Below are 22590 nucleotides of genomic sequence, written 5' to 3'. Positions count from 1 at the left end.
GGTCAGGTGACTGTTCCGGTGGTGCGTACTCGACGGCTGGTTTTTGGTTCGGCTGCCTCGCGGCGTTTGGCGGCATCTTTGAGACGCTTATCAATCACATTCTTGCCGGCGATGATCAAGCCGAGTCCGATAAATGCACCGGGTGGCAGGATGGCCAGCAAAAACCCACGGTAATCAGCAATCAAAGTAATTTGCCAGTTTTCAGCCATGGGACCGAACAGCAACTGCATATTGCTGAACAGGGTGCCTTGTCCTAACGCCTCGCGCATGGCGCCAAGCAGTAGTAGTACAAATAGAAAGCCTGCGCCCATCATCAGACCGTCAAGCACCGCCGGCAGAGGAGCATTTTTGGACGCGAAGGCATCGGCGCGCCCCAGCACCGCACAATTGGTGACGATTAGCGGAATAAAAATGCCGAGAATCTCATACAGCTCGAAGGTGAGAGCCTGCATCAGCATCTCAATGACCGTCACCAATGCTGCGATGATCATAACGAATGCAGGCAAACGCACCGCCGGGGTAACAAAGTGACGGATCAGAGAGACGGCAAAGTTGGAGCCGGCCAATACCAGCATGGTTGCCAAGCCAAGCCCCATGGCATTGACCACACTGCCTGATACGGCGAGCAGCGGACACAGGCCAAGAATCTGCACGGTTGCCGGATTATTATTCCACAGACCATCCATGCTGATTTTTTTATAATCAGTCATTGCAGCTCTCCTGATGATCGGTGTCTGCCGGAAGACTAAAAATAGCAGCCTGCTCATTGGCGACGTATTTAAGGGTGCGGTGTACCGCACCGATCACCGCCCGCGGCGTAATAGTGGCGCCGGTGAAGGCATCGAACTTGCCTCCATCCTTGCGTACTGCCCAGTCGCTGTCATCCGTATTGCTCAGGCTTTGACCATTGAATCCTGTTATCCAGTCGGACTTGCGGATGTCGATATTATCGCCAAGGCCTGGCGTTTCGTTGTGTGGCGGAATCATCCGCACTCCGGTCAATGTACCATTCTGATCTACTCCGATTAGCAGACGAATGGCGCCGCCATAGCCATCCGGCGCAGTGGCCTGAACCACCATGCCGGTGGGCTGATCGCCCATCCGGGCACGATAGATCATATGCTCACCACGACCTAGCAACGGGTCTGTGGCGACCACGGAGTCGGCGAGCAGAACATTATCGAACCTGTCTGCCGGGATAACTTCCAGCAGGGAATTCTTCAGTGCCAGCTCACGATTACACTGAATCTGTGGCAGGGTGCTGTTGTTGGTAATTGCCAGCACGGCTGCAGTGCCAATGGCGAATAGGGCAAGCACCAGTGCGTTGCGAGTAATGGCTTGGCGCATCATCGGCTGGCCCCCCGTTTCGCTTTGCGGTGGCCGTAGCTGCGCGGCTGGGTATAGTAATCAATAGTTGGCGCCGCCATATTCATGAGCAGCACCGCAAAGGCGACAGCATCCGGGTAGCCGCCATTGCTACGAATCACCCACACCAGAACGCCAATCAGGGCACCATATATCAGCCTGCCGTAACGGCTGGTGGCAGCGCTCACCGGGTCGGTGGCGATAAAGAAAGCGCCAAACATGGCCGCACCACTAAACAGGTGAAACAGCGGGCTGGCGTAGCGTACATCATCAGCCAGCCAGAAAGGCAGGGCGATCAGCGCCATGCCAGCCAGCATGCCGACGGGGATATGCCAGCTAATAATTTTACGCGCCAGCAGGTAGATACCGCCAAGCAGAAAGGCCAGATTCACCCACTCCCAGCCAGCACCGGCGAAGCTGCCATGCAGGATCGGCTGACTGGCCAGCTGCTCCGCATTACCTGCCCAGGTGCGCAAGCTGTCCAGTGGTGTGGCTCCGGTAATTGCATCCACATTGGCGCTGGCCAGCACCATGCGGAAGGAATCAAACCAGCTCGGCGCTTCGTGGGGGGCAATCCAGCGAGTCATTTCCAGTGGAAAAGAAATGAGTAGCACCACGTACCCGACCATGGCCGGGTTAAACGGGTTCATGCCAAGGCCACCATAAAGCTGCTTGGCAACAACGATGGCGGCAACAATGCCAATCACGATCAACCACCAGGGGGAGGTGGGGGGAATGGCGATGGCGAGCAGCACGGCGGTGAGCACTGCACTCCAGTCGCTCAAGGCAAAACGCACATCACGGCCACGGGCTTTGAGCACCGCTGCTTCTGCAATAAGGGCGGCGGGGACGGCGATAATCAGGTTGAACAGAGTGCCCCAACCAAACAGCCAGGTCAGCACGGCCACACCTGGAATCGTTGCGTAAATAACCTGACGCATAAAAGCGCCAGTGTGATTGCGCTGCCCGGTGGTGTGCGGTGAGGTGACAGTAATCAGGCTCATGAGTCGGCCAGCCCCTGTTCATCAATGGCTGCTTTGAGGGCGCCGGCAGCAACCTCGGCTTCCCGTTTCAGAGCTTCCAGTTCCCGAGTCAGCACATTAATACGCTGGTCGTCACCGTTGATTTTTGCTGCATCCAGTTCCCTTGCTTTCTGTCTGGCGGCAGCCTCCGTTTGGGCAGCTTCAATTTTGAGTGACTTAAGATCACTGCCACTGGCACGGATATCCGCTTTTGCCTGATCAACCAGCAGGTTGAGGGCTTCCTTGGCTTTGTCAGACTTCAGTTTGAAGCGCTCCACCTGCTTGCGCAGCTCGTCGAGATTGTCACTACCATCCCGCTCGGCACGTTCCAGCGCTGCGCTGGCTTCCTTGAATTGTTTATGTGACACGTTATAGGCAGTTTTCAGCGCCTTCATTTTCTGTGCCCGCTGCGCTGTATCATCGGATTTTTCCGGCACCGCTGCGCTGGCGCTTGATGGCGCTGCCGTCTGGATGGCTGGTCCTGCATCGCGCACCGCAGCCTTGGCCGCATCTGCTTTTGCTTTGAGGGCATCTGCTGCGCTGCGTAGTGCGGAGACGTCCTCGCCCGCCGCTTCAGCAGCCTTCATTGCCTTGACCGCTGCCTTGTACTCCGCCGATGCAGCCAGAGAAGCAGCCTTCAGTGCGGCAACATCAACGACTGGTGCGGCCGGAGCGTTGCCAGCGTCACGTACCGCCGCCTTGGCTGCGTCCGCTTTAGCCTTTAGTTGCTCGACTTCACTGGTCAGCGCAGCAAGTTGATCGCGGCCATCCACCTCGGCTGCCTTTAATGCCTTAACAGCGGCCTTGTAAGCAGCCGAGGCCTGCAGGGAGGCCGCTTTCAGTGCCGCCATGTCCACGCCGGGTGCGGCACTGGCCTTGCTGCCTTGCAGGCGTGCCTTACGACGAGCTTCTTTTTCCGCCTGCTCGTCTGCCAAACGCTGCTGACGTGCTTCGAAGCGCACTCGGGCGCGATCCGCTTTCTGTTGTTCTTGCAGGGCATTGCGTACTTCGCCCTTGGCAAAGCGATAGTACTGTACCAGCGGAATATGGCTGGGACAGACATAGGCGCAGGCACCGCATTCAATACAATCCATCAGGTTGTATTGTTGTGCGCGTTCCAGGTCCTGATTTTTTGCATACCAATAAAGTTGTTGTGGCAGCAGATCCGCGGGGCATACATCCGCACAGCTGCCGCAACGGATGCAGGGTTGTTCGGTAGCCGGAGCGGGCAGTTCCTGCTCGGTGGCAGCGAGAATGCAGTTGCTGGTTTTGACCACCGGAATGGCCGTACTGTGCAGGGTAAAGCCCATCATTGGGCCACCCATTACCAACCGGCCTATCTTGTCCATATCCGCACCAGCAGCTTTCAGCAGGCTGGCTACCGGGGTGCCTATCAGTACTTCAAAATTTCCGGCCTCTGCCAGTGCTTTGCCGGTTAACGTGGTAATGCGCGAAACAAGTGGCTCGCCATAAACAATGGCGCGGTAGATGGCCAGAGTTGTGCCTGTGTTATGACAAACCACTCCTATTTGTGCCGGAATGCCACCGCTGGGGACTTCCTTGCCGGTGAGCATATAGATCAGCTGCTTTTCACCACCGGAGGGGTACTTGGTTGGTACCACGGCAATTTCTATACCGGTGCCAGTTGCTGCGCGACGCATGGCTTCGATGGCTTCAGGCTTGTTATCTTCAATGCCAACGATGGCTTCCTTCGGTTTGAGGATATGCCGCAGGATTTCTATACCACCGATAATCTGCTCTGCTCGCTCGCGCATCAGCACATCATCAGCGGTGATATAAGGTTCGCACTCCACCGCGTTAATAATCAGCTGATCGATTTTATGCTCTGGCTTTGGGCTAAGTTTGATCGCGGCTGGAAAGCCAGCACCGCCCATGCCGGCAATGCCGGCTTCACGCAGGCGCGCTACTAATGCACTGGGCGGGCAGCAGGTTTGCCAGTCCGGCAGTGGATGTAGTTCGCACCACAGGTCCTTGCCATCCGGCTCCAGCACAATGCATGGTGCATCGAGTCCTGAAGGGTGTTGAATGGGGCGCGGGCCGATGGCTACGATTTTGCCGGAAGTCGGGGCGTGTACGGGCAGGCTAACAGCGCCTTGCGCTTCGGCAATTTTTTCGCCTTTCAGTACCGTGTCGCCAACTTGCACGATGGCTTTTGCAGGCGCCCCCAGATGCATATTCAGGGGCAGGATCAGTTGTTCCGGCAGCGGCGCCTGACGAATTGGCCGCTGGTTGGACAACTCCTTGTTTTGTGGCGGGTGAATGCCGCCATGAAAATCAAACAATGGGCGCGGCTTACCGATAGAGGCGTTCACAGGTTCACCACCGGGATCTGATTGCTTGGCTTGCTGCCGATGCCCGGCGGCCGTTGCCAATGCCAGGTGTTAAGTGTGGGTGCCACTTCCACCATATCAATACAGTCCACCGGGCAGGGTTCAACGCACAGGTCACAGCCGGTGCACTCATCGGCAATCACGGTATGCATCAGTTTGGCGGCACCGACAATGGCATCCACCGGGCACGCCTGAATGCATTTGGTGCAGCCGATGCATTCGTCTTCGCGAATCACCGCCACCCGTTTGACGTCACCGGCACTACCTTCCTCCGCATCCAGTGGCAGAACTTCGCGGCCCAGCAGCTCTGAAAGAGCAACCACAGTGGTTTCACCACCGGGGGGGCAGCGATTGTGTTCTTCACCAGAGGCGATGGCCTCTGCGTAGGGGCGGCAGCCGGGGTGACCGCATTGTCCGCACTGGGTTTGCGGTAACAGGGCGTCAATTTGATCAACGATTGGATCGCCTTCGACGCGGAATTTTTCCGAAGCAAAGCCGAGCAGGGCACCGAACACGGCGGCCAGAGCAAATAGCGCAGCGACGGCGAGCAGGATCGTAGTCACAACTTGATCAACCCGGAAAAGCCCATGAATGCCAGCGACATCAGTCCGGCAGTAATCAGGCCGATGCTGGGGCCACGAAATGCCACTGGCACATCAGCAACGGCGATACGCTCTCGCATGGCAGCAAACAGCACCAGTACCAGGGAAAAACCCAGTGCGGCGCCAAAGCCGTAGGTCAGGGATGACATAAAGCTGGCGTCTTCTTTGCGCACATTGAGTAGTGCCACGCCTAGTACCGCACAGTTTGAGGTGATCAGTGGCAAGAAAACGCCAAGCACCCGATACAGTAGCGGGCTGGCCTTGCGGACGAACATTTCGGTGAATTGCACCGCTACGGCGATAACCAGAATGAAGGAAATGGTGCGCAGGTACTCAAGCTCCAGCGGTACCAGAATCCAGCTCCATGTCAGGTAGGCGAGCACCGAGGATAGGGTGAGCACGAAGGTGGTGGCCAGCGACATGCCCATGGCCGTTTCCACTTTGTTGGAAACACCCATAAACGGGCACAGGCCCAGAAACTGGACCAGCACAAAGTTGTTTACCAGCACGGCGCTGATCAGGATCAGGATAGTCTCTGTCATAACGGCGCGGCTAACCCCTATACAAAACGTCTACCTGTGGCGAAGGCGCATAGTATGGGCCACCGGCCAGAGCGCCTCAAGAATGATTCTGAATAAGCTTAAGTGGTTGATCGGTCAGAAATAGACATCCGCAGTGTAGGGGGCGGCCAGGGCAGCCGTCGGGACTTCCGAAGGGTGCCGTTTTTGACACATGGGCACAGTCCCTGATTGAAGCGCAGCGGTTGGCGTGGTTCCATGATGGATATTGTCAATGGAGTCCAGATCATGACTGAACCTGTGTCCGGTGCGCCACGCACGGCTCGAGTCGCCGAGAATCTGCATGACGCAGTTGATGCCGCCGCGGAAAAGGTCGGCGGTGCTGAGGAAAGTCTGCGAGAACAGGCAGAAAAGGCCCGGCAGACGGCGGAATATGCCAAGGCGCGAGGTGCTGAAGTGATTGATTCAATGGCTCGCTATACGCGGGATAACCCACTTGCTGCGGTAGGTGTGGCGTTTGCTGCGGGCTTTCTGCTGGCTTCACTGACCCGGCGCTGATGAGCAATACAGAACAACCACCTGCCACTGAGTCGGAACGCCCGGAGGCGCCCTCCCGGATTTTGATGGATGACCTTAGCCGAATCAGTTCGGGCTTTGGTGATCTCGCCCGTGACGCTGTAGCACTGCTCAAGGCGGAATCCCGGCTGGCTGCTTCGGCACTGGTTCTGATCGTTGTGTTGACCATTGTCACTGGCTTTTTGCTTGCTGGTGCCACGTTACTGCTGGTCGCGGCCCCGGTGGTGGTATTGATCGAAATGGGTTGGCTCGGTCCTTCGCTGGCAGTATTGGCGGTGGTGGTAATGTTGTTGCTGATGTCCCTGTTTCTGCTTTGGGTTGTCAGTCGATTGGGGCGTGACCTTCTGTTCCCGCGCAGTCGAGCCGCCTGGCGGCAGCGACCGGGTCAGCCACTGCCACCAGCTGATGAAAGGGAGTAACAAGGGGCATGTTTTTGCGTCACCGTCGCCATCGTCAGCAGGCTGATCAGGCAAGCAAGAATCTTGATGTTAGCCGTGAGGCGCTGGCCGAGCATATCCAGCAGCAACGTGAGCGCTGGCGGCAGCGCTATCCATGGCTATTACCCTTGTCGTTTGTTGCGGGTTTGCTGGTGGCCCGTTTTCGCCCAGGGCAGAAGCTATGGCAGCTTGCCCAAGGGCTCATGGTTGTCGGTGACTGGGTCAGTCGCCGCGATCCGGTTTATCGCCGCCCGCCGCAGTAGCTTCTTTATCCGTGTCCTTCGGCGGCCAGAGCAGGGCGCTTGGCTGTTGGCGAACTTCACTGGCCAGTACGCGTAACAATTTGCTGGTGCTTTTGATTTGTACGCCGCGGGCTCGTAATGCCACTGACAGAGCCAGAGCGAAACTGACCGCCAGATTAATCAGGCCAATCAGTAGCACCACACCAAGCAGTTCGGCAAACAGCCGTATATCGGTTACCCCTGCATAGCCCAGATTGGCAGATGAAAACGCCACATGGCGGATATCCAGTGGCAGGTTCATCAGTGAGCCGAAGTAGCCGGTGGCGCCAAGCAAAACACCAAAGATAAAATTTCCGGCAATGGCGCCGTTATGTTTAGCCAAATACTCGCCAGTTTTCTCTCGCCAGTGCAGCGGCATTAGCCGACGGGTCAGGGGATGATGTTTGAAGCGTTCTGCTATTGAAAGATAGGCGGCGCGGTTATCAAAAAAGCCGGCAATCAGTCCAGACAGGAACAGCCAGACCCCGGCAATGGCGGCATGAAGCAGGGCCAGGCTGGCAAAGGGACTTAGTGAATACTGCTGATATTGCTGTTGCTGCGCATCAAGTAGTGGTTCGCCAAGCCAGTGCTGGTAGCCGAGACTGAGCAGCATGGCAATGCTAAGGGCTACAGAAACATTGCCGGCAATGGCGATAAACTGTGAGCGTGTTACCTGAACCAGCAGTTGGGCGAGACGTTTCGGGTTGGCTCCACCGCGACCTTCTTTTTCTACCGCGCTGGCAAACCGGGCCGCGGTCATGGCCGGCTGTTTGGTGGCAATAGTAAAGCCACAGATATGAATCAGGACAAAGCCAAGTCCGTAGATCAGGCAGTACAGTAATGTCTCTGTGCCCGCATCAAAGCCCACTTCATGGGTGTGAATTTTCAATAGCGCCATCAGCGGAATAATCAGACCTGCTCCCGCAGCAGAGCGGAGCATGGAAAAATACTCGCTGCGGTCACGGGTAACATAGTGCTCACCATAATCGCTGGCGTTCTCGGTAACAGTGCGCGATAGCAGGCGAATACTTTGGCGCCACAGGGCGCGCACACTGTTGCGCATTGTCGTAGCACTTACCAGCTCGCGGAACAGGGCTAGTGTGGTTTCGCGGCTACGCTGTATGTCGGACAGGTTGACGATGTCGAGAATATGCTCGATACGTGCCAGTGTTTGCTCCAGCCGTTCCAGCAAATAAGTGAGAGAAATACTTGTGCCACGGGTGACGGCACGGCGCCTGAACGCAGCCACCTCGGTGGCACACTGGTCAAGCATTACCCGGGCATGGGAGGCGTCGTGCCAACGGCTATGATCGCCCTCCAGCCAGGCTTCATAGTCGCGCACAAAGCTGGCCAGCTCGCGCTGCAGGCCAACAAAGGCAGACTCACGAATCTGCATGCGAGGTTCCAGGCGCACCAGATCCGGTTCCAGTTCTTCCGCCGCCACCCAGATCGACAGCATCTCAAGTGCATACAGCAGCTCGTCCAGAGCGCGCACCATAAATGGCCGCATTTCTCCTTCCGGGGTATGCCACAGGGTCATAAACAGGCCCAGCCAGGCATCGTCAGATACGCGGGCGACCCATTCGCCGTCTTGGGGGTGGGTGAATATCAGCGACAACATGCTGGCCAGATCAGCGGGGTCCTTGGGTGCCGGATTGAGATGCTCGTAAATGCGTCGCCTGAGCTCGCTGCGAAAGCCCTGTCGAGGCAGAATCCCCAAGGAAGCAAATGCGGGAAAAAAATGTGTGTCGGCTAGCCAGGTACGCAGGCACTCAGAAATGTTGGCTCGTAACTCCGGACGAGTCTCAAGAGCGGCGCGCAGGTCGTTAATACGACTCCCTACTTGTGCCCCAGCCTGTTCGGAGTCAGCTGTAGAGGGGCGCAGCCATGCGACAATTTTTCGCAAAATTGTCAGGGTGCCAGCACCGGCTTGCTGCTCCAGCTGGTTTAGCAGGTCAGTGGCAGTGGGGTGAGCGCGGCGCCACAGGCTCATGGTTCCAGCTCTGACCAGCGGTTGAATGCTTGTTCCAGAGCCTGCTCCTTTTCTGTCAGTGCTGTGGTGGCCGCGGCAACCTGTGCGGGATCACCCTTGAAAAAATCCGGGTTGCTCATGGTCTGCTGTAGCTGACTGATTTCTGTTTCCAGTTTTTCAATCAGTAGCGGCAGCTCTTTTAGCTCCGTTTGCTCCTTGTAGCTGAGCTTTTTCCTGGCGGGTGAGGCTGACGGGGTGGCGGGTGCCAGCTTGGCCGCCACTTTTCTGTCACCCTGCTCATTAGCGGATTTGCTCTTTGGCTTGGCCCGTTGACGTAACCAGTCTTGATAGCCGCCTACGTATTCATTGACCTCACCCTGTTCAAAGACCAGCGTCGAGGTGACCACGTTGTCGACAAACTCCCGGTCATGACTGACCAGCAGCAGGGTGCCCTGATACTGCATCAGTTGCTCTTCAAGAAGGTCCAGCGTGTCAGCATCCAGATCGTTGGTTGGCTCATCCATTACCAGCAAGTTGAATGGTCGAGTAAACAGTCTGGCTAGCAATAGTCGGTTGCGCTCTCCACCGGAAAGTGCCTTGACTGGCTGGCGGCATCGGGCCGGCTCAAACAGGAAGTCCTGAAGGTAGCCAATGATGTGCTTTTGCTGGCCGTTGACCTCAATAAAGTCGCTGCCCTCAACAACGTTTTCAATAATGGATTTATTCTCGTCCAGTGTTTCACGCAGCTGGTCAAACCAGGCAATTTGCAGGTTAGTACCAAGGCGCACGCTGCCGCTTTGCGGTTCTTGACGGCCAAGCAGCAACTTCAACAAAGTGGATTTGCCGCAGCCGTTCGGGCCGATCAGACCGATGCGGTCTCCACGCTGGATAGTGATGGCAAAATCCTTGAACAGAGTATGACCACCGAAGGCCGCGCTCAGGTGTTCTGCTTCGATAACCAACTTGCCGGACTTGTCTCCCTGTTGCACGGTCAGGCTGGCCTGGCCGGTACGCTCACGGCGTGCCGCACGTTCCTGACGCATGGCCTTGAGGGCGCGCACCCGGCCTTCATTACGAGTCCGCCGTGCCTTAACCCCTTGACGGATCCAGCGTTCCTCCTGGGACAGCTTTTTGTCGAATTCACTATTGGATTTTTCTTCCGCATCCAGCTGGGCTTGTTTGCCTTGCAGGTAGGTTTCGTAGTTTCCTGGCCAGCTGGTTAAGCGGCCACGGTCTAGCTCGATAATGCGGGTGGCCAGGGCGCGCAGAAAGGCACGGTCATGGGTGATAAACAGTAAGGTGCCATTCCAGCCTTTCAGAAATTCTTCCAGCCAGCGGATTGATTCGATATCCAGATGGTTAGTTGGCTCATCCAGTAACAGGATATCCGGCTCCTGCACCAGTGCTTGAGCCAGCAGCACACGTCGCTTCATCCCTCCTGACAGGCCGGCAAAGTCAGTTTGGCCGTCAAGGGCAAGACGGGTCAGCACGGTGTCGACCCGCTGTGACAGGGTCCAGCCATCGCGACTATCCAGCTCGTGCTGCAGATCCTCGAAACGCTGCATGTCAGCATCAGAGGCATCGCCTAGCGTCAGCGCCAGTGCAGCATGCTCGGCAACGATGCCGCCAAGATCGCCGAAACCGCGCGCCACCACATCGAACACACTGCCTTCGGTGTCCGCCGGTACTTCCTGCACCAGCCGCGCGATGGTCAGGCCGGGCTGCTTTTCCAGATCTCCGTCATCCGCCTGAATTTCATTGGCAATCAGCTTCATCAGGGTCGATTTTCCGGCGCCATTGCGGCCCACCAGACAAAGCCTTTCCCCCGGCTCAATGGACAGGTTGACGCCATCAAGCAGCGGCGCGGCGCCATAGGCCAGCTGGATATTGCGCAGGGTAAGCAGGGGCATAAAGGTCAGACTCAGAATATCCGGGGGCGCAGTGTACCACCGCCGGGGAATCGGCAGGGCACAGCTGTTACACTAGCGGCCATTTTACTAATCAGGCTTGCTCCGTGACCGTCTCCGCTTTTTCTGCCTTATCGCTGCCGGCCGACCTGCTGGCCAACCTTGACTCCCTCGGTTACACGGAGATGACCCCAGTGCAGGCCCAGAGCCTGCCGCTAATCCTCGCCGGCCAGGATGTGATCGCCCAGGCTCGCACCGGCAGTGGCAAAACCGCGGCTTTCGGGATCGGCCTGCTGCAGGCGCTGGATGCGCGCTGCTTCGATTGTCAGGGGCTGGTGCTATGCCCAACCCGTGAGCTGGCGGATCAGGTGGCCAAAGAAGTGCGTCGGCTTGCTCGCAGTGCTGGAAATATCAAGGTGCTGACTCTGTGTGGCGGCGTCGCCATGGGGCCTCAGGTGGGCTCGCTGGAGCATGGAGCACAGATTATTGTCGGCACCCCTGGGCGAGTGCAGAAGCATTTGCTGAAAGGCTCGCTACGCCTTGATGCGCTGCGCACTCTGGTGCTGGATGAAGCAGACCGGATGCTGGATATGGGCTTTTACGACAGCATTGCCGAAATTATTGGGCAAATACCGACCCAGCGACAGACGTTATTGTTTTCTGCCACCTATCCGTCCGGCGTCAAGCAGCTGGCTGCTTCTTTTATGCGTGACCCACAGCAGGTGCGGGTTGAATCACTGCATAGTGATAGTGAGATTGAGCAGCGATTCTACGAGATCGATGCGGAAGAACGTATGAAAACGGTGATGCGAGTGCTGGCCTGCTATCGACCGGAATCCAGTGTTGCGTTTTGCTTTACCAAACAGCAGTGCGATGAGTTGACTGGCGTCCTGCGTGCCAGCGGCATTTCTGCCGAGTCTTTGCATGGCGACATGGAGCAGCGAGACCGGGATCAGGTGCTGGCCTTGTTTGCCAATAAAAGTCTGTCGGTACTGGTGGCCACGGATGTTGCTGCCCGTGGGCTGGATATCGATGCGCTGGACATGGTCATCAATGTTGAGCTGGCGCGCGATGCGGAGACTCATATTCATCGAGTTGGTCGCAGCGGCCGGGCAGGGCGCAAGGGTATGGCGATCAGCCTTGTGGCGCCGCCAGAGGCACGCCGTGCTCAGGCTATCGAGGCGATGCAGAAGACGCCATTGAATTGGCATCCACTAAACAGCCTTAAACCACAACCAGGCGAGCCTTTGCAGCCACCCATGCGCACCCTGTGTATCGCCGCCGGGCGCAAGGACAAGCTACGCCCCGGGGATATTCTGGGTGCATTAACTAAAGATGCCGGCATTGCCGGGGATCAGGTGGGTAAGATATCGGTATTTGATTTCCAGTCCTATGTGGCAGTGAAGCGTGGTGTGGCAGATACGGCGCTGGCCCGGCTTAGTGCTGGCAAGATCAAGGGACGTTCGTTGCGAATAAGAGCTCTCTAGCGGAGGCAGATATGAGCGGCAAGAAGGAGTTTACTCCACTGCAGGCGGAGTCATTTCCTAAACACTGCAGGATCTGCGGTAAGGTCTACGAAGATCAGATGCAGTTTCTTACCCAAACTACTCCTGTGACTTATGCTCCCTCCTCTATCCGGGAGGTGGCTCAGGAAGATGGTAGTCACGATCTCTATCTGGAAGTGTTTCGTCACTGTGGTTGTGGCGCAACATTGATGGAGTTTTTTCATAGTCGGCGTGATCTCAGTGAAGACGGAATTACCCGCCGCCAGTTATTCGATAGCATGGTCAAGATTCTTGAGGAGACCGGGCAGACTCGTCAGCAGGCTCGTGCAGCCTTGCTAGAGCGACTCAAAGCCTTTCGGGAAAATTAATTACTCTGGTGAGCCAGTTATGTCTGATTTGATTCTGCACCATTACGCTATGTCGCCTTTTGCCGAGAAGATCCGTGCCATGTTGGGTTACGCGGATCTTTCCTGGTTGTCCGTGGCCGTGCCGGAGATGCCGCCGCGCAAGGCTCTGCAACCTCTGGCGGGGAAATATCGTAAGATTCCGGTGATGCAAATCGGAGCAGACGTATTTTGTGATACGCGCGCCATCAGCAGTGAGATAGCCAGGCTGTGTGGCAAACCTGAGCTGGCGTTGGAAAACTGCAGTGAAGAAGTTCAGTCCTTTGTTCGCCATACGGATCTGCAGGTGTTTCTGGCTTGTGTGCTGTCGGCGCCAGGTGGAACCTTACTGCGCAAACTGTGGAAAGGATCTTCGTTGTTGAATGTGGCCCGTTTTCTGCGTGATCGAATCAATATGGGGCGCACGGCAAGTGTCAAAGCGGCTGGACCCAAGCGTGCCAAGGTGATTGTCCGGGAGCAGTTGGAAGATATGGAAGGGCGTCTTGCTGAGCAGCCTTTCCTGTTTGGTGACAAGCCCTGTATTGCTGATTTCAGTGCCTATCATGGCATGTGGTTTATCCGTGATTTGGGTGAGTCTCGTTTTATTGACCGCTACTCAAAAGTGAGTGAGTGGATGAACCGGATGCGTGGTTTCGGTCACGGCGATGTGACGGTCATTAGCGCTGATCAGGCTTTGGATGCTGCACTGGCAGTGCAGCCCCGTGCTTTGGCGGGTGATGCTGATGGCGCGTTGATAACTATTGCTCCCGATGACTACGGCCAGACTGCGGTTCAGGGAAAATTGGTTGCAGAGACTGATCAGGGTTGGGTGATTGCCAGAGAGAATTCCCGAGTGGGCAGGGTGCATGTGCATTTTCCCAAGCAGGGCTATGTGGTAACCACTGGCTGACTCTGGATGCGGGCACGTTCTACTCCGCAATGTGCCCGACTTTTACCAGCAGCGTACAGCCTTCACGACTAAACGGATGGTGCCGACTCCAGGGCGGGTTACGTAGCCAGCTACCCGTTGGGTACTGCCCGTATTCATCTTCGAACACCCCCTCAATAACAAAAATTTCTTCGCCGCCCGGGTGGTTGTGTGGTTGAAACACAGTGCCCGGCGCCCAGCGCACCAGTGCGGTATGGATGACCCCATGGCTATGTAGTGACATTACGCTGAGGCCATCCACTAAACCCGGCCGCCAACTGCACTCCCCCGTGCGGACACGGATGCTGGCATCGTCATCCGCAGCAAACTGATTCAGCTTTACCAGAATGGTGCAGCCCTCTTCGCTAAACGGGGCATGGGACGAGCCGGGTGGGTTGCGCAGATAGGAGCCGGCGGGATAATCGCCATGCTCGTCACTGAACACGCCGTCCAGTACCAGAATTTCCTCGCCTAGCGGATGCTTGTGGGCGCTAAATCGTGTGCCCGGCTCATAGCGGACAATACTGGTCACTTGGCCTGACTCCGCCGCTTCTCGTTCCAGCTTTTTGCGCCATACCCCTTCGACCGGTGAGCTCTCCCAGTCCAGATCAGTGGTATTGATAAAAAGTCGCTGGCTGCGATCCATATTCAGCGGTGCGGACATCAGGCCTGCCTTTAGGTGGTAAGTGATGCAGATCAATTGTAGTTCTTGTTGGTGAGAGTAACGTGACTGAGCGGCATAAGTCATAGGTGGGAGTTGATCATGGCAGATATCGTTATTGTTGGTGCGGGTCTTGGCGGCATGCCGATGGCTTTTGAGATGAAAGATATAGCTCGTCCGCAGGATCGAGTCGTGATGGTCAGTGACAAGGACTACTTCCACTTTGTCCCGTCGAATCCATGGATAGCGGTGGACTGGCGTAAGCGCGAAGATATTGTTGTGCCACTAGGCAAGCCGCTGGCCAAGCGTGGTGTTGAGCTGGTGGTCGGTAAAGTGACCAGGGTGGTCCCCGAGTCAAACCATATCGAGATGGAGGATGGCAGTACTATCCGCTATGACCATCTGATTATTTCCACTGGCCCGCGACTGGCCTTCGAAGAAATTGCAGGGCTGGGCCCGGACGGCCATACCCAGTCCATCTGTCACATTGATCACGCAGAGCAAGCCAGGGACCGCTGGCTTGAGTTCGTTAACAAACCGGCGCCGATTGTGGTCGGTGCAGTGCAAGGGGCATCCTGTTTTGGCCCCGCCTACGAATTTGCCTTCATTATGGACAAGGACCTGCGTGATCGGAAAATCCGTGATCAGGTGCCGATGACGTTCGTCACATCTGAACCATTTATTGGCCATCTGGGCCTCGACGGTGTTGGTGATAGCAAGACCATGATGGAATCGGAGCTTCGCAAGAGGCATATCGACTGGATCTGCAACGCCAAGGTGGACCGAGTGGAAGACGGCGTTATGTATGTTGTCGAGTGCGATGAAAATGGTCAGGAAAAGAAGCGCCATGAGGTGCCATTCGGTTTTTCCATGATGCTGCCGGCCTTTACCGGCATCGAGGCGGTGCGTGATGTTGAAGGCCTGGTTAATCCCCGGGGCTTTATTGTTATTGATAAACACCAGTGCAACCCAGTACATCGCAATATTTGGGGTATTGGCGTGGCCGTGGCGATTGCTCCTAAAAAGCCCACTCCGGTGCCCACCGGCGTGCCCAAGACTGGCTTTATGATTGAGAGCATGGTGACTGCCACAGCGCACAATATTCGCGCCCGTCTGGACGGCAAGGAAGAAAGCGCTGAGGCCACCTGGAATGCGGTTTGCCTTGCCGATATGGGTGATACCGGTATTGCCTTTGTGGCCATGCCGCAAATACCGCCCCGCAACGTCAACTGGATGAAGGCCGGTAAGTGGGTCCATGTAGCCAAGGTCGCCTTCGAGAAATACTTCCTCTACAAGATCAGAAATGGCACCAGCGAACCTCTTTACGAAAAGGTGGTAATGAAGTCGCTGGGTATCGACAAGCTTAAAGCCAAATAGCGCACCGTCTGATTAGCTGGCGAAGAATCTCTTCGCCAGCTTGGCACCATCCTTACCGCTAATCACCACGGCAGTGGCCAAGCCACCAATCATGGCACCGGCCACGCCGCAGGTGACCACGTCCTGACCGGTCAGATACAGCCCGGGAATACTGGTTTTCGGCTTCAGCCATTTCTGCTCAAAGCGCGAAGGATCATGATCCAGACCGTAGATCTCGCCTTCTGCATAGCGACAGAAGAAGTCCGTGGAAAGCGGCGTGGACAGTTCGTAGTAATCAATCTTGCCGCGCAGTTGCGGGAAGTGTTCATACAGGCGCTCCAGCAGGCGCTGCGACCATTTTTCCTTCAATGCATCGTATTCCTCGCCACGCTTGCCCCAGGGCTTATCAGCCCACTGGGCAAACCAGTCATGGGGGCCAGGCGCAACGATCTCGATGGTGGCGCGGCCCGGATACTTGTTCAGGAACTCCGGGTCTTTGGCAGACGGGAACGAGATGTACACCAGCGGTACTGGTTCGTTCTCCGGGTCGGCAAAGAATCTGTCCAGCGAGCCTTCGTAGTCCTCACTGGTGTAGAGCCAGTAATTGGTTTTCGGCAGGCCAAGATTTTCGGCGGTGTCCTGAATGCCGATATACATGCCAAGGCTGGCCATTGAGCGTTTCACAGTATCCAGTTTTTTCAGATAACCGCTTTGCTTGGCGACCTTTTCTGGCAATAGCTTGCCGAAAGTGTTGAACACGCCTGCGTTGCTGATCACCACCGGGGCGCGCACTTCGGTGCCATCGGCCATCTTTACGCCAACCGCCTTGCCGCCTTCAATCAGGATTTGCTCCACGGAGGCATAGGTAAACAGTTCGCCACCATTTTTCTGGATCTGCGGAATAATGGTCTCGGCCATGCGCGAGGCACCGCCAATCGGATAATAGCCGCCATAAAGATAATGCCGGGCGATTAGCGAGTGAATGATAAAGCTGGACTGTGCTGGCGGCAGACCGTTATCGCCCCATTGGCCTGTGAGAACAGCAATCAGTTTCTGGTTCTTGGTCAATGATTCCAGTACTTCTCGGGTGGTCTGGTTAAGCCACTTCGGCGCTTTGATTTTACTCAGCAGTCTTACCAGGGTTGCCGCCGGTGCTGGCAGCAGCTTCTCCATGGTAATCAGGCGCATGGCATCCGCCGCTTTGGCAATGCGCTTGAAGTATTCATCAATGGCTTTTTCTTCTTCCGGGAAATGCTTGAGCAATTCGGCCCGGTATTTTTTTGGTGTGGCGACCAGATCGAATGACTCCTTGCCAATAAAAATGCGGTCGAAATGGTCATCCATTGGTGCCCATTCCAACTTGCCGCCACTGACAAAGTCGAACAGCCGTCGGGCCAGCGTGTGCTTGGCGCCAACATCACCGATGTAATGCACGCCCACGTCCCATTCGTAGCCATTGCGCGAGTAGCTGTGGGTAAAGCCGCCAGCGGTGTAGTGCTGTTCCAATACCACCACCTTTTGGCCCAGTTCTGCCAAACAGGCTGCTGCGGTCATACCGCCGATACCGGAACCGATGACAATAGCATCGTAGGGACCGTCAAGGCGGTTGGCGCGATAGCGATGGCCGATACGAATGGTGCTGGGGGCAAGCCCGGATGACGTAGACATAAATTACTCCGCAGGTTGGGCCAGATGCTTTAGCGCCGTGGCCAGCATATGGGTAAAGGTTTTGCCAAGTTCAGCACTGGCAGGAAGTTGTTTGTCGTTGAGCAAGTTGTCGTTGCTGAGTGTGGACAGGCCATGCACCAGCGACCAGGCCAGTGTGCTTAGCAGGGGCACCGGTACGGCGGGAAGATCACCGCAGGCCACCGCGTCGGCCACGGCCTGTTCAAGCATTCCATAGCTGTGCGCCGAGGCCTTCGATAGGGCCGGGTAGGCGGCTCGCTCGACCATACGCTTGCCAAACATCAGTCGATAATGGGCCGGGTGGGCAACGGCATAATTGACGTAGCCCTCGCCAAGAATTACCAGCTGGCGCAGTGTGTCCGCATCCGGCTCCTGGGCCAGACGGGCGCTCATTTCCGCGCTCAGACCCTCGAAGCCCTCGGTGGCGATAGCGGCCAGCAGGTCATCCTTGTTGGCGAAATGGCGGTATACCGCGGTGGCGGACACGCCAACACTGCGCGCCAGAGCGCGCAGGCTAAGGGCCGCCGGGCCGTCCTGCTCCAATGCGGTCAGGGCGCTACCGATCAGGGCGCTACGCAGGTTGCCATGGTGGTAGTTGACGGGTTCGGGGCTGGCGGACATGGTTCTACTCAATATGTTGACGGTGTAAACACTGGAGGCAAATTTAGCCCGCTAAGTTAACGGTGTCAACATGGCTTTGTCCGAATGGCTTGACCGGCACTCTTGCCGATACCATGCTGCGGCGCTTATTTCGCCTCTCCCGGATGCCTGCATGAGCTCGAAACACGCCCGGCTGGACCGCTTTCTCAGTCAGCGCCTTGGCCAGAGCCGGCGCGAGATCCAGCATCTGCTGGCGGCGGGCCGGGTGCAGGTTGACGGTGTGACAGCACGGGATGGGCAGCAGCGTATCGGCCCTTTCTCCCGGCTGCAGCTTGATGACCAGTTACTGCAGGCCAGGCAGGCTCGCTACCTGATGCTGAACAAGCCTGCCGGGGTGGTCAGCGCCACCTGGGACAGCAGGCATGCCACGGTGATTGATTTGCTGGATAACCAGGTTGGCGATGACCTGCATATTGCCGGACGCCTCGACTTCCACTCCACCGGCCTGCTATTGCTGACCAATGACGGCGACTGGTCGCGCCAGCTTAGTGCTCCGGAAAACCGGGTCAGCAAGCACTACCGGGTGACGTTGGAAAAGCCGATTAACGAAGAGTATGTGGACGCTTTTGCTGCCGGCATGTGGTTTGAGTACGAGGGTATTACTACCCGCCCAGCGCAGCTGCATATTGTTGCTGAGCATGTTGCCGATGTGGTTCTCACCGAGGGGCGCTACCACCAGATCAAGCGCATGTTTGGCCGTTTTGGCAATCGGGTGCTGACCCTGCACCGCAGCGCCATTGGTGGACTGCAGCTGGACCCGTCATTGCGCCCTGGCGCCAGTCGATTCCTCACTGCCGCAGAGATGCTGGCGATCAATGCAGATTACCCGCCTGCCTGATCGCTGCCTTCCAGCCTGGTGATTTCTTTATACATGGCTTCTGCCTGCTCGGTGAGGAAAGAGTACTGGCGGATGTCGCCACTGCGCTGACATAACATGGCTTTTTCCAGAGTATCCGCATACTCCTTGCGCAGCTTCTTTAGTGGGTCTGACTTGAAAAGTGAAAACATCGGGGTGCTCCGCCGTTGAGGATGTGGTAAACCTTGCCTCCCACAACTGTCACATGAATATGTGGGTGATACCGTGAATGCCTGTGCGGAAGTGGTAACATTCCAACGATCCGGACATATTCCTATGCTGGATTAACCGGTTCGGTTTCAGCGAGAAGTTCGCCCGCTTTCTTGCCCAGTAAAGGGTCTGTTCAGGCTTGTGCCTGTTAATCAATAAGGTGTTTGTGTATGTCTTTGCCTGAAATTCTGAAAAGCCGTCTACGTATACCCGTTGTCGCTTCGCCCATGTTTATCTTGTCTAACCCGGATCTGGTTATTGCCCTGTGCAAGGCCGGTGTGGTTGGTTCGTTCCCTGCTCTTAATGCACGCCCGGCAGATCAGCTGGAGGTATGGTTAAAGCGGATCACTGAAGAGCTGGCGGCCTGGGATGAAGCCAACCCGGATCGTCCCTCTGCTCCGTTTGCGGTCAACCAGATTGTCCACCGTTCCAATAACCGTCTGCAGCATGATCTGGAAATGTGCGTTAAGTACAAGGTGCCGATCGTTATTACCTCGCTGGGTGCCCGCGTCGATGTAAACGAAGCGGTGCACAGCTATGGCGGCATCGTTCTACACGACATCATCAATAACAAGTTCGCCAAAAAGGCCATTGAGAAAGGTGCCGATGGCCTGATTGCTGTAGCCGCTGGTGCTGGTGGTCATGCTGGTGTGCAGTCACCACTGGCGCTGATCCAGGAAATCCGTGAGTGGTTCGGTGGCCCCTTGCTACTGTCCGGTGCCATCGCTACCGGCGACTCGGTGCTGGCGGCCCAGGCCATGGGCGCAGACCTTGCTTATATCGGCTCAGCCTTTATCGCCACCGACGAAGCCAATGCTGATCCCAGCTACAAGCAGGCGATCGTCGATAGCAGTGCTGAAGATATCGTTTACTCCAGCCTGTTCACCGGCGTGCATGGTAACTATCTGCGTCGTTCCATCGAGCTGGCGGGCATGGACCCGGATAACCTGCCGGAAGGTGACCCTTCGCAAATGGACTTTGGCGAAAAGCCGGATCTGGGCGGCGCCAAGGCGTGGAAAGATATCTGGGGCAGTGGTCAGGGTATTGGTGCGGTGAAGGAAACTCAGCCGGCTGCCAAGGCGGTGGAGCGCTTGCAGAAGGAGTACGCTGCTGCTTGGGCCCGTTTGCAGCAGCAGGTCGCAGCATTTCCGCCGAAATAATTTCCCTGGTGGCGTTTAGTCAGCGCGCTTGTCTCGAGCGCGCTGCACGCGAAGATCCTGTGCCAGCATTAGTCGAGCCAGGTCGGTCACCTCGGCAATGGTATTAACCACTGCATCTGGTAGATGCGGGTGCCGCGGTGAGCCGGGGAAAATCTTGTCCAACCAGTTCTGGCTCCAGCCAGCACCGTTGTAAAAGATTGGGGTAATGCCGGCCAGTCGTGCAGCAATGACATCGGTGGTGCTGTCACCCACGTACCAGACATGTTGATCCGCTGGCAGCTTGAGTTGTTGCAGTGCGTAGTGAAGCGGGTCCGGGGCTGGTTTTCGTCTCGCAACGTCGGTGCCGCACACGGTTACATCAAATAGTTCCAGCCAGCCAGTTTCATCCACCAGTGCCAGTTCTCGCTCAAAAAAATCCCGACGCCGGTTAGAAATAACCCCCACGGGCAAGCCCACCGCCTTGAGTCGTTCAATTTGCTCGCGGATGTCGGGCTCCAGTGGATACACATCGGCGATATGTTGCCGGTAGGCCTCGTCGAACGCCCGATGCGCTTCAGTCTTGGCGCCTTCGTCGGTGCCGAACAGTACTTCAAAAATATCCGTACGAGAGATTTTTTTCTGCGCCACCACCTTGGGATGCAACTGCTTGTTAGTGCGCACATAGTTGAGCAGCTTTGCGTCTTCCGGCGTCTTCGATTCATCCGGGTCCAGCAGTAGCGACATCAGACCCAGCTCATCCAGCCGCGCCAGCATGTCGTCAATGGCCAGATACATGGCATTGTGAGTATCCACCAGCGTCGCATGCCAGTCGAAAAGAATGGCGCTGGGGCGACTGTGGGGCAGTTGCAGGATGCTCACATCTCAGGCCTCAGGTTTGTGCGACAAAATAATCCCGCATCCATTCATACAGTAAATCGGCTCGCAGGTTGCTCATCGGCAGCTGCTGGTAAGGTGCATCGGTATCCTGGTCTTTCAATGTGAACTGATAAATCAACTCGCCGGGCTGTTGATCATGCAGGATCAGCACAATCCGCTTGCCTGTGCGCAGGCAGTCTATGGTCAAGGCATCCGCAGGAATGCCTTTCTCTCTCATGCCGCGTCGTACGCCGACCACCGGGTTGATGTCCGCATGCTGCTGCTGGATGCGGGCATGGGCCTCGGTAACAAGGTCAGAGACAGTCTTGAGTGGTTCGCTGGTCATGTGAGCCCGTCGTTTTGGCGAAAGGAATAACCATTCTGGGCAGATTTTCCGGCGGTTGCCATCCTTGCATGGCCAAAAAAAGCCGGGGTCGGCTGCAACCGACCCCGGCTTTTTTAAGGATGTTGCTGGTTAGTCTTCCAGCTCCGCTTCCTCGGCGGTAATTACGCTGCCATTGTAGCTGCCTTCCACCTCAACCACCGTGCTGTCTATGGTGATGGCCGAGAAGAAAGTGGTGGCGTCAATGCTGCCGCTATTATCGTCCTCGAACTCGCTGCCAGACACATCTACCGGCACGCCAAGTATGCTCAGTGCGGTATTCGGGGTGGTGGCGGTGACCGGACCTTCCAGGACTACTTGCACCGGTAGCTCCAGATCAACGCGGGTAACCTCGGTAAGCACCAGTGTGTCGCCACTTTGGTATCCCTGCAGCTCGACATAGTCATTGATTGCCAGGTCGTCCAGACCAAAGAATGTCTCCTCCGCTTCACTATCATCTTCGTAGCGAGTGTTGGTGTTGGATACCAGAGTCAAGCCAAGCGCAGTGATGGTGCCTTCGTTCAGAGTCAGGTTAGTTGCAGTAATTGCCGAAACCTGAGCGTGCAGAGAAATATCCTCTTCCTGCTCAAAGTCCACTTCATCAGCGATGATAATGCCTTCTGACCAGATGCCTTCCACTTCAACAACTGCGCCAACCACCAGTAGCCCCGCATTGCCGCCGCTAAATTCAGCGCCAGGGGCAATGGTTACAGGGATGCCGTTTACGGCGATCTGGCTGCTTGATGTGACTTCGGTAATCAGGCCTTTCAGCTCAGCCTCGACGCCATCATCCAGATCGTCAAAGCCACTGCTAAAGCCCTTGACGGTGCTTGCATCCAGAATGTCGCCATTAAGGCTGCCGCGTACACGAACGGTGATGCCATTGGCGGGCACATTGCCCGGCAGTGAAGAAAGCG

24 protein-coding genes are annotated in these 22590 nt (G+C 56.5%); 9 read left to right on the top strand and 15 right to left on the bottom strand.

All coding sequences use genetic code 11. From position 1 onward, the window contains the following. Positions 1 to 2: 2 nt before the first annotated feature. From J1C54_RS10430 to rsxA, 6 genes are read right to left on the bottom strand one after another with little or no spacing between them, the layout of a single operon-like run. On the bottom strand, positions 3 to 710 hold the full coding sequence (locus tag J1C54_RS10430) for an electron transport complex subunit E (RefSeq protein ID WP_229147183.1): 708 nt from the start codon (positions 708 to 710) through the stop codon (positions 3 to 5). Next, on the bottom strand, positions 703 to 1350 hold the full coding sequence (gene rsxG / locus J1C54_RS10425) for an electron transport complex subunit RsxG (RefSeq protein ID WP_229147181.1): 648 nt from the start codon (positions 1348 to 1350) through the stop codon (positions 703 to 705). Before rsxG ends, J1C54_RS10430 begins: the two co-directional genes overlap by 8 nt. Next, on the bottom strand, positions 1347 to 2369 hold the full coding sequence (gene rsxD, locus J1C54_RS10420) for an electron transport complex subunit RsxD (RefSeq protein ID WP_229147178.1): 1023 nt from the start codon (positions 2367 to 2369) through the stop codon (positions 1347 to 1349). Before rsxD ends, rsxG begins: the two co-directional genes overlap by 4 nt. Further along, positions 2366 to 4720, bottom strand: a complete 2355-nt coding sequence (gene rsxC / locus J1C54_RS10415) for an electron transport complex subunit RsxC (protein ID WP_229147177.1) — start codon at positions 4718 to 4720, stop codon at positions 2366 to 2368. Before rsxC ends, rsxD begins: the two co-directional genes overlap by 4 nt. Continuing rightward, positions 4717 to 5301 (bottom strand): electron transport complex subunit RsxB, encoded by a 585-nt coding sequence (gene rsxB / locus J1C54_RS10410; RefSeq protein ID WP_229147176.1) that lies wholly within the window; start codon positions 5299 to 5301, stop codon positions 4717 to 4719. Before rsxB ends, rsxC begins: the two co-directional genes overlap by 4 nt. After that, positions 5298 to 5882, bottom strand: coding sequence for an electron transport complex subunit RsxA (gene rsxA, locus J1C54_RS10405; RefSeq protein WP_229147175.1), 585 nt, complete (start codon positions 5880 to 5882; stop codon positions 5298 to 5300). Before rsxA ends, rsxB begins: the two co-directional genes overlap by 4 nt. A 264-nt stretch (positions 5883 to 6146) precedes the next feature. Between rsxA and J1C54_RS10400 the strand changes: the two genes are divergently transcribed. The 3 genes from J1C54_RS10400 to J1C54_RS10390 are packed head-to-tail and all read left to right on the top strand — an operon-like array spanning position 6147 to position 7134. Then, positions 6147 to 6416, top strand: a complete 270-nt coding sequence (locus J1C54_RS10400) for a hypothetical protein (RefSeq protein WP_229147172.1) — start codon at positions 6147 to 6149, stop codon at positions 6414 to 6416. After that, the gene (locus J1C54_RS10395) at positions 6416 to 6853 is read left to right on the top strand and encodes a phage holin family protein (protein WP_229147170.1); all 438 of its coding nucleotides are present in this window, start codon (positions 6416 to 6418) and stop codon (positions 6851 to 6853) included. The genes J1C54_RS10400 and J1C54_RS10395 overlap by 1 nt, the downstream gene beginning before the upstream one ends. An 8-nt stretch (positions 6854 to 6861) precedes the next feature. Next, positions 6862 to 7134 carry a hypothetical protein gene (locus J1C54_RS10390; protein WP_229147168.1) on the top strand — a complete coding sequence of 91 codons (273 nt, stop codon included), beginning with the start codon at positions 6862 to 6864 and terminating at the stop codon, positions 7132 to 7134. Here the strand turns inward: J1C54_RS10390 and J1C54_RS10385 are convergent. Further along, entirely contained in the window at positions 7094 to 9145 is a 2052-nt protein-coding gene (locus J1C54_RS10385) for a site-specific recombinase (RefSeq protein ID WP_229147165.1), read from the bottom strand. The genes J1C54_RS10390 and J1C54_RS10385 overlap by 41 nt on opposite strands. Further along, positions 9142 to 11034, bottom strand: a complete 1893-nt coding sequence (locus J1C54_RS10380) for an ATP-binding cassette domain-containing protein (protein WP_229147163.1) — start codon at positions 11032 to 11034, stop codon at positions 9142 to 9144. The genes J1C54_RS10385 and J1C54_RS10380 overlap by 4 nt, the downstream gene beginning before the upstream one ends. 104 nt (positions 11035 to 11138) lie before the next feature. Between J1C54_RS10380 and dbpA the strand changes: the two genes are divergently transcribed. Genes dbpA through J1C54_RS10365 form a run of 3 tightly spaced genes read left to right on the top strand, consistent with a single transcriptional unit; the run spans position 11139 to position 13829 of the window. Continuing rightward, the gene (gene dbpA, locus J1C54_RS10375; RefSeq protein ID WP_229147161.1) at positions 11139 to 12518 is read left to right on the top strand and encodes an ATP-dependent RNA helicase DbpA; all 1380 of its coding nucleotides are present in this window, start codon (positions 11139 to 11141) and stop codon (positions 12516 to 12518) included. A gap of 11 nt (positions 12519 to 12529) precedes the next feature. Next, positions 12530 to 12904, top strand: coding sequence for an oxidoreductase (locus tag J1C54_RS10370; RefSeq protein ID WP_229147159.1), 375 nt, complete (start codon positions 12530 to 12532; stop codon positions 12902 to 12904). A gap of 19 nt (positions 12905 to 12923) precedes the next feature. Beyond that, the gene (locus tag J1C54_RS10365; protein ID WP_229147157.1) at positions 12924 to 13829 is read left to right on the top strand and encodes a glutathione S-transferase family protein; all 906 of its coding nucleotides are present in this window, start codon (positions 12924 to 12926) and stop codon (positions 13827 to 13829) included. A 19-nt stretch (positions 13830 to 13848) separates the two neighbouring features. On the opposite strand, the gene J1C54_RS10360 is transcribed toward J1C54_RS10365, so the two are convergent. After that, on the bottom strand, positions 13849 to 14511 hold the full coding sequence (locus tag J1C54_RS10360; RefSeq protein WP_229147155.1) for a cupin domain-containing protein: 663 nt from the start codon (positions 14509 to 14511) through the stop codon (positions 13849 to 13851). Between the two features lie 99 nt (positions 14512 to 14610). Between J1C54_RS10360 and J1C54_RS10355 the strand changes: the two genes are divergently transcribed. Next, a complete protein-coding gene (locus tag J1C54_RS10355; RefSeq protein ID WP_229147153.1) occupies positions 14611 to 15885 on the top strand; it encodes an NAD(P)/FAD-dependent oxidoreductase in 1275 nt (424 codons plus the stop codon). A 12-nt stretch (positions 15886 to 15897) separates the two neighbouring features. Here J1C54_RS10355 and J1C54_RS10350 read toward each other — a convergent pair whose 3' ends face one another. After that, positions 15898 to 17532, bottom strand: a complete 1635-nt coding sequence (locus J1C54_RS10350; RefSeq protein WP_229147152.1) for an NAD(P)/FAD-dependent oxidoreductase — start codon at positions 17530 to 17532, stop codon at positions 15898 to 15900. 3 nt (positions 17533 to 17535) lie between these two features. After that, positions 17536 to 18171: a TetR/AcrR family transcriptional regulator gene (locus J1C54_RS10345; protein ID WP_229147151.1), complete on the bottom strand. Its 636-nt coding sequence runs from the start codon at positions 18169 to 18171 to the stop codon at positions 17536 to 17538. 151 nt (positions 18172 to 18322) lie between these two features. On the opposite strand from J1C54_RS10345, the gene J1C54_RS10340 reads away from it, so the two are divergent. Further along, the gene (locus tag J1C54_RS10340; RefSeq protein ID WP_229147150.1) at positions 18323 to 19048 is read left to right on the top strand and encodes a pseudouridine synthase; all 726 of its coding nucleotides are present in this window, start codon (positions 18323 to 18325) and stop codon (positions 19046 to 19048) included. Here the strand turns inward: J1C54_RS10340 and J1C54_RS10335 are convergent. Continuing rightward, positions 19033 to 19218 carry a DUF6435 family protein gene (locus J1C54_RS10335; RefSeq protein ID WP_229147149.1) on the bottom strand — a complete coding sequence of 62 codons (186 nt, stop codon included), beginning with the start codon at positions 19216 to 19218 and terminating at the stop codon, positions 19033 to 19035. The genes J1C54_RS10340 and J1C54_RS10335 overlap by 16 nt on opposite strands. A gap of 228 nt (positions 19219 to 19446) precedes the next feature. Here J1C54_RS10335 and J1C54_RS10330 point away from each other — a divergent pair, with 228 nt between their 5' ends. Then, positions 19447 to 20436: a nitronate monooxygenase family protein gene (locus J1C54_RS10330; RefSeq protein ID WP_229147148.1), complete on the top strand. Its 990-nt coding sequence runs from the start codon at positions 19447 to 19449 to the stop codon at positions 20434 to 20436. 15 nt (positions 20437 to 20451) lie between these two features. Here the strand turns inward: J1C54_RS10330 and J1C54_RS10325 are convergent, their stop codons facing one another. The 3 genes from J1C54_RS10325 to J1C54_RS10315 form a co-directional block, all read right to left on the bottom strand. After that, positions 20452 to 21294, bottom strand: coding sequence for an HAD family hydrolase (locus J1C54_RS10325; RefSeq protein WP_229147147.1), 843 nt, complete (start codon positions 21292 to 21294; stop codon positions 20452 to 20454). A gap of 10 nt (positions 21295 to 21304) precedes the next feature. After that, entirely contained in the window at positions 21305 to 21637 is a 333-nt protein-coding gene (locus J1C54_RS10320; protein WP_229147146.1) for a hypothetical protein, read from the bottom strand. 129 nt (positions 21638 to 21766) lie between these two features. Beyond that, the coding region (locus J1C54_RS10315; protein ID WP_229147145.1) for a DUF5666 domain-containing protein at positions 21767 to 22590 on the bottom strand (824 nt) is incomplete at its 5' end.

The sequence above is a fragment of the Alcanivorax sp. 1008 genome (assembly GCF_020667895.1).
Taxonomy (GTDB): Bacteria; Pseudomonadota; Gammaproteobacteria; order Pseudomonadales; family Alcanivoracaceae; genus PGZG01.
This window is presented reverse-complemented; position numbering and strand designations above follow the sequence as displayed.

What these genes read in the sequence shown, in the direction of transcription:
- J1C54_RS10430 (WP_229147183.1), bottom strand. Translation starts at nt 710, where the DNA reads ATGACTGATTATAAAAAAATCAGCATGGATGGTCTGTGGAATAATAAT.
- rsxG (WP_229147181.1), bottom strand. Translation starts at nt 1,350, where the DNA reads ATGATGCGCCAAGCCATTACTCGCAACGCACTGGTGCTTGCCCTATTC.
- rsxD (WP_229147178.1), bottom strand. Translation starts at nt 2,369, where the DNA reads ATGAGCCTGATTACTGTCACCTCACCGCACACCACCGGGCAGCGCAAT.
- rsxA (WP_229147175.1), bottom strand. Translation starts at nt 5,882, where the DNA reads ATGACAGAGACTATCCTGATCCTGATCAGCGCCGTGCTGGTAAACAAC.
- J1C54_RS10400 (WP_229147172.1), top strand. Translation starts at nt 6,147, where the DNA reads ATGACTGAACCTGTGTCCGGTGCGCCACGCACGGCTCGAGTCGCCGAG.
- J1C54_RS10395 (WP_229147170.1), top strand. Translation starts at nt 6,416, where the DNA reads ATGAGCAATACAGAACAACCACCTGCCACTGAGTCGGAACGCCCGGAG.
- J1C54_RS10390 (WP_229147168.1), top strand. Translation starts at nt 6,862, where the DNA reads ATGTTTTTGCGTCACCGTCGCCATCGTCAGCAGGCTGATCAGGCAAGC.
- J1C54_RS10385 (WP_229147165.1), bottom strand. Translation starts at nt 9,145, where the DNA reads ATGAGCCTGTGGCGCCGCGCTCACCCCACTGCCACTGACCTGCTAAAC.
- J1C54_RS10380 (WP_229147163.1), bottom strand. Translation starts at nt 11,034, where the DNA reads ATGCCCCTGCTTACCCTGCGCAATATCCAGCTGGCCTATGGCGCCGCG.
- J1C54_RS10370 (WP_229147159.1), top strand. Translation starts at nt 12,530, where the DNA reads ATGAGCGGCAAGAAGGAGTTTACTCCACTGCAGGCGGAGTCATTTCCT.
- J1C54_RS10365 (WP_229147157.1), top strand. Translation starts at nt 12,924, where the DNA reads ATGTCTGATTTGATTCTGCACCATTACGCTATGTCGCCTTTTGCCGAG.
- J1C54_RS10360 (WP_229147155.1), bottom strand. Translation starts at nt 14,511, where the DNA reads ATGTCCGCACCGCTGAATATGGATCGCAGCCAGCGACTTTTTATCAAT.
- J1C54_RS10355 (WP_229147153.1), top strand. Translation starts at nt 14,611, where the DNA reads ATGGCAGATATCGTTATTGTTGGTGCGGGTCTTGGCGGCATGCCGATG.
- J1C54_RS10350 (WP_229147152.1), bottom strand. Translation starts at nt 17,532, where the DNA reads ATGTCTACGTCATCCGGGCTTGCCCCCAGCACCATTCGTATCGGCCAT.
- J1C54_RS10345 (WP_229147151.1), bottom strand. Translation starts at nt 18,171, where the DNA reads ATGTCCGCCAGCCCCGAACCCGTCAACTACCACCATGGCAACCTGCGT.
- J1C54_RS10340 (WP_229147150.1), top strand. Translation starts at nt 18,323, where the DNA reads ATGAGCTCGAAACACGCCCGGCTGGACCGCTTTCTCAGTCAGCGCCTT.
- J1C54_RS10335 (WP_229147149.1), bottom strand. Translation starts at nt 19,218, where the DNA reads ATGTTTTCACTTTTCAAGTCAGACCCACTAAAGAAGCTGCGCAAGGAG.
- J1C54_RS10330 (WP_229147148.1), top strand. Translation starts at nt 19,447, where the DNA reads ATGTCTTTGCCTGAAATTCTGAAAAGCCGTCTACGTATACCCGTTGTC.
- J1C54_RS10320 (WP_229147146.1), bottom strand. Translation starts at nt 21,637, where the DNA reads ATGACCAGCGAACCACTCAAGACTGTCTCTGACCTTGTTACCGAGGCC.